7 protein-coding genes are annotated in these 3,802 nt (G+C 56.5%); 3 read left to right on the top strand and 4 right to left on the bottom strand.

Annotation, left to right across the window (positions count from 1 at the left end; translation table 11 throughout):
* The coding region (locus WA354_RS09290) for a prepilin peptidase (RefSeq protein WP_472812728.1) at window positions 1-633 on the top strand (633 nt) is incomplete at its 5' end.
* 102 nt (window positions 634-735) lie between these two features.
* Here the strand turns inward: WA354_RS09290 and WA354_RS09285 are convergent.
* Both WA354_RS09285 and WA354_RS09280 read right to left on the bottom strand, forming a co-directional pair.
* On the bottom strand, window positions 736-984 hold the full coding sequence (locus WA354_RS09285) for a GIY-YIG nuclease family protein (RefSeq protein ID WP_472812727.1): 249 nt from the start codon (window positions 982-984) through the stop codon (window positions 736-738).
* A gap of 147 nt (window positions 985-1,131) precedes the next feature.
* Entirely contained in the window at window positions 1,132-1,845 is a 714-nt protein-coding gene (locus tag WA354_RS09280; RefSeq protein WP_472812726.1) for a tetratricopeptide repeat protein, read from the bottom strand.
* 116 nt (window positions 1,846-1,961) lie between these two features.
* Between WA354_RS09280 and WA354_RS09275 the strand changes: the two genes are divergently transcribed.
* Together WA354_RS09275 and WA354_RS09270 are read left to right on the top strand one after the other, a co-directional pair.
* Window positions 1,962-2,585: an SET domain-containing protein gene (locus tag WA354_RS09275; RefSeq protein ID WP_472812725.1), complete on the top strand. Its 624-nt coding sequence runs from the start codon at window positions 1,962-1,964 to the stop codon at window positions 2,583-2,585.
* A 60-nt stretch (window positions 2,586-2,645) separates the two neighbouring features.
* Window positions 2,646-3,041, top strand: coding sequence for a hypothetical protein (locus tag WA354_RS09270; RefSeq protein WP_472812724.1), 396 nt, complete (start codon window positions 2,646-2,648; stop codon window positions 3,039-3,041).
* Between the two features lie 45 nt (window positions 3,042-3,086).
* Here WA354_RS09270 and WA354_RS09265 read toward each other — a convergent pair whose 3' ends face one another.
* Window positions 3,087-3,347, bottom strand: a complete 261-nt coding sequence (locus WA354_RS09265) for a GlsB/YeaQ/YmgE family stress response membrane protein (RefSeq protein ID WP_472812723.1) — start codon at window positions 3,345-3,347, stop codon at window positions 3,087-3,089.
* 87 nt (window positions 3,348-3,434) lie between these two features.
* Window positions 3,435-3,802 (bottom strand): hypothetical protein (locus WA354_RS09260; protein ID WP_472812722.1); only part of this gene is annotated, 368 nt, incomplete at its 5' end.

The raw sequence follows: 3,802 nt of genomic DNA, 5'->3' as shown, positions 1-3,802 counted from the left end.
ATCGCGGGGCTCTGGGCTTATGTTGCATCACGGCCGCTTCCAGATTTTCCCCCAGATGATTTCCTCGGCACACTTCTGCTCTACACGTTCGCACACCGTTTGCTCACGATGATGTTTTTGTGGATGTTGGTTGCGCTTGCCATTCTCGACGCAGAGAACCTCTGGCTGCCGAACCTCTTGACGATCACCGGAGTGGCCATTGGATTTATAAAAAGTGTGGCGGATCCCTTCGTTTTACCAGGGGAGTACGTGCACGAAAGGTTTGGACTTTGGACCCCCGCGCTGAGCCAACTCGCTGCCATCCTAGGCGCCGGAGGGCTCATTCTTCTCATCCGCTGGACTTACTGGCTGATTCGACGTCGCGAAGGCATTGGACTTGGCGATGCCAAGCTGATGGCGATGCTGGGAGCATGGCTGGGACTCTCAGGGGCGCTGCTGTCCTTCGCTATCGGCATCTTGCTGGGCGCTGTGTTTGCGCTATTAGTGCTCGCGATGCCCGCGGCGCGGCGAGAATCCGACACCTGGCTTATGTCGAAGCTGCCGCTGGGAACGTTCCTGTGTGTCGGCGGAATCATCAGCGCGCTCTGGGGACAGCCGATCATTGCTGCTTATCTGCGTTTGGTGGGATTGTGACACTTCGCGATCAAGCCAAAGAGCAATGTCATTCCGACCGACCAACGGGAGTGGAGGAACCTGCAGTTGCGGTTCGCTCAGCTGATTCAAGAAAGTAACCTGTCAGTCGCCCGTTTGTAGTCGGCCGGTTCGTACCCAAATTCCACTCTTCAACTCAGTTTCCCGTGCAATCGCCTTTTCGATGTCTTGATAGTGTTCAAACCAAACGAGCCGATCGCAGTTGTACTTTGCGCTGAATCCTTCATATTCCTTCCATTTGTGCTGGGAGACCCTTTCTCGAAGATCGCCGGTGACACCGATGTACAGGGTGGCTGCGGCTCGCAACGATGTAGGTCGAATAGAGGCGATCATCCATTCCGAATGTGTATTCAGCAAGAATTGGGTTCGCTGTGATGGAGATCAGCGCCCCAGGAGGCGAGCAAAAAGCAACTCCGGGTTCCTCCACTCCCGTTGGTCGGTCGGAATGACAGTGCTTTTGAAGGGTGGCGAGGTGCTCGATCACTGCGGCTGCTGGTTCTTCGACACTGCGGGGGCGTTGGCCAGTTCGGGTTCCTTCAGCAGCTTTTTGGCTTCCTTGCCGTGCTTGCTGTCGGGGTCGTACTCCATCACCTTCTGGTAGTTCGCCTTGGCATTGGCGAAGTCTTTCAACTCGCGCTGTGCCTCTGCAATTCCCCAATACACCTCGGGATTTTCAGGGTCGGTGACGAGAGCTGACTGATACCGCGATAGAGCCGCCTTCCAGTTCTTCCGGCTGAGTTCGAACTGGCCCACATCCTCGTCTTCTTTGGCTGTTTCCTGATGAACCTCATCCGGCGCTTTAAGTTTGTGGTGACCGGTTGGCGGGGGTTCGTCGGGGATTCTGACGTTGTCGCCACTCAGGCTGGAACTGAATCCGCTGTCGGAAGCGGATGTGTCGGGGGGTGGATCATCGGGGCTATGCACCGGGTCTGTATCGCTCTTGAGCAGGCTTGTGGTTTCCGCGACTGGTTCATCGTTCGCCACAGGCGGCGCGGGCGCCGGCTCTCCGTTGATCGGCACCACCGGAATGTTATTTGTGTCGCCAGGAAAAGGATTGGCCTCAGTCGGCTTCTGCGCCGGTTGCTGCGTGTTCGCAGGCGGCTTCTGCGGCGATGGCGTTGACTGTGCGAACAGCCCAACCCCTGCGACCAGGCCGCATCCAACCGCAAGTACGATGTGAAGTTTCAACTTCATTCGAATTCTTTTCGTGGCGTCGTTCGTAACCGTCACTCTAATGTTACGATGCCTTGCATAGAGCATGTTTCAAACTCAGGTTTGGTCGACTTGCGAAGTTTATGGTGCATGGCCAGTTGCCAGCGCTCACACCCGGCATATCGAAGAAGCCCGAATTTTGGGAACACGCTGTTGCGTACTTCAACTCACCCCAGGATAAAGTCGCACAACCTATGGCGCTCATCATCCGCTCATCCGCCATTCACGCCGCCGGCTGCTATAGCACCACCGCAGTTCGCAGGGGCACGCGCGTTGCCGAGTACACCGGGCCACGCCTCAGTAAAGACGAAGCCGACACGGCCAACGAGGATTCGCCTATCACCTATTTGTTTGGACTCGGTGACGGAACAGTCGTAATCGACGGCCATTGCATGGCCATGTTTATCAACCACAGTTGCAACCCTAATTGTGAGACCGAAGAGATTAAGGGTCGCGTCTGGATCAGGGCTATCCGCAAGATCGAGCCGGGCGAAGAAATTACCTACGACTATTGCCTCTACGACGGGGGCGACGACGAGGCCACGTGCAACTGCGGCACCGCAAAATGCCGGGGAACGATGTATTCCGCAGAGGAGATCCGCCGGCGCAAGGCTGCAGCCAGGAAGGCCGAAAAAAAGAAAGCCGCGAAACGCCGAGCCCGTACCAAGGCGATTCCCATCCCGCGCAAGCCCGAGGTCGAGGAAGAGGAAGACGCAGCCTGAAGAGGCTCCCTGGCGAAGGCCGTTACGCTCGGGCCCCTTTGGGGGATAGCATAAGGCTGAATGACGCAAGAGCCAGAACTTCCGCCTCTAACCGATGAGCAGCTCGACGTGCTGCGGAAATTTGCGCTTTTTGAGGTCGGCCGCGAGGAGATGCTGCGCGCGCTTGCCGGTGCGTTCGATGTCGACTTCGATCCGAAGGAAGAAAGCGACAAAAACATCACCCAGCGCCGCTCAGCAAACAACCGCTTCCCTATTCCCGAGCCGGGAATCGTCATCACCCGCGAACACATTTCGAACGCACTAGAGCACAAGCGCTTCGAACTCGTTTCGGAGCGCGACCTGGTCTACTGGGCGACGATTCTGCTGCTGAACGACGCGTACGTCTTCGACCCCGGAGACGAGGACTTGATTGCCGAATGGCTGAATGACATCAGCTTCAACCTCGACGCCAGTTGACCGATCAACTTGAATGTGCCCTCTGGTTCCCTGCGGTGTCTTTCCTTACGCGGTTGCACTCCTGCGCTTAATCAGGCGGTAGATCCAGAGAATCAGCACCGCACCAAGAACGGACATGATGAAGCCGGCGGATTGTCCCTGCTTGTACCAGCCGATCAATTGCCCGAGGAAGGTTGCCCCAATCGAGCCCGCGATTCCAATGATGATGGTAACGAAAATCCCGCCAGGATCTTTGCCTGGCATGAGCAGCTTGGCTACGACTCCAACCACTAATCCAATGAGTATTTCCCAAAGCAGTGCAAACATAGCCTCTCCTTTCTCGCACTCAGCGTTTACGCGGGACCGATGAAACCATTCTCCGAAGTAACGATGTTCCGAAGTATTGTCAGGCTCTCAGGCTCTTTGTCGCTCGGCAACTTTAGCCAATGCGATGGACAATGCTGCTCCGCCAAGCGTCTTCACAAGCGTTGAATGTTGAGCATAGAAGGCACTCGCCTGATCCACGATCGAAGGATTCGTTTTCTCCGCGTGAGTGGCAATCTGCTGCACCACCTCCGGAGAAATGTTCTGGGCCTGTTGTGGAGTAATCTGGCTTGCACCGCCGCCCAGCAAACTTGCCAGCATTCCGCCACCCGCCATCTGCGCCACGGTGCCCGGTCCTACAGACGCAATCAGTTGATTGAGCATGCCGGCTTTCTGCTCGCCATTCGACTGGCTGAACAGGTTGCCTATCATGCTGCCGAAGGCAGGAGTCTGGTCCG

This window comes from Occallatibacter sp. (assembly GCF_049802275.1).
GTDB lineage: Bacteria > Acidobacteriota > Terriglobia > Terriglobales > Acidobacteriaceae > Telmatobacter.
The sequence above is the reverse complement of the archived record's forward strand: the minus strand, read 5'-3'. Positions and strand labels throughout refer to the sequence as shown.

Excerpts from the sequence above, each read along its gene's own strand:
- WA354_RS09285 (WP_472812727.1), bottom strand. The coding sequence starts at position 984 with ATGATCGCCTCTATTCGACCTACATCGTTGCGAGCCGCAGCCACCCTG.
- WA354_RS09280 (WP_472812726.1), bottom strand. The coding sequence starts at position 1,845 with ATGAAGTTGAAACTTCACATCGTACTTGCGGTTGGATGCGGCCTGGTC.
- WA354_RS09270 (WP_472812724.1), top strand. The coding sequence starts at position 2,646 with ATGACGCAAGAGCCAGAACTTCCGCCTCTAACCGATGAGCAGCTCGAC.
- WA354_RS09265 (WP_472812723.1), bottom strand. The coding sequence starts at position 3,347 with ATGTTTGCACTGCTTTGGGAAATACTCATTGGATTAGTGGTTGGAGTC.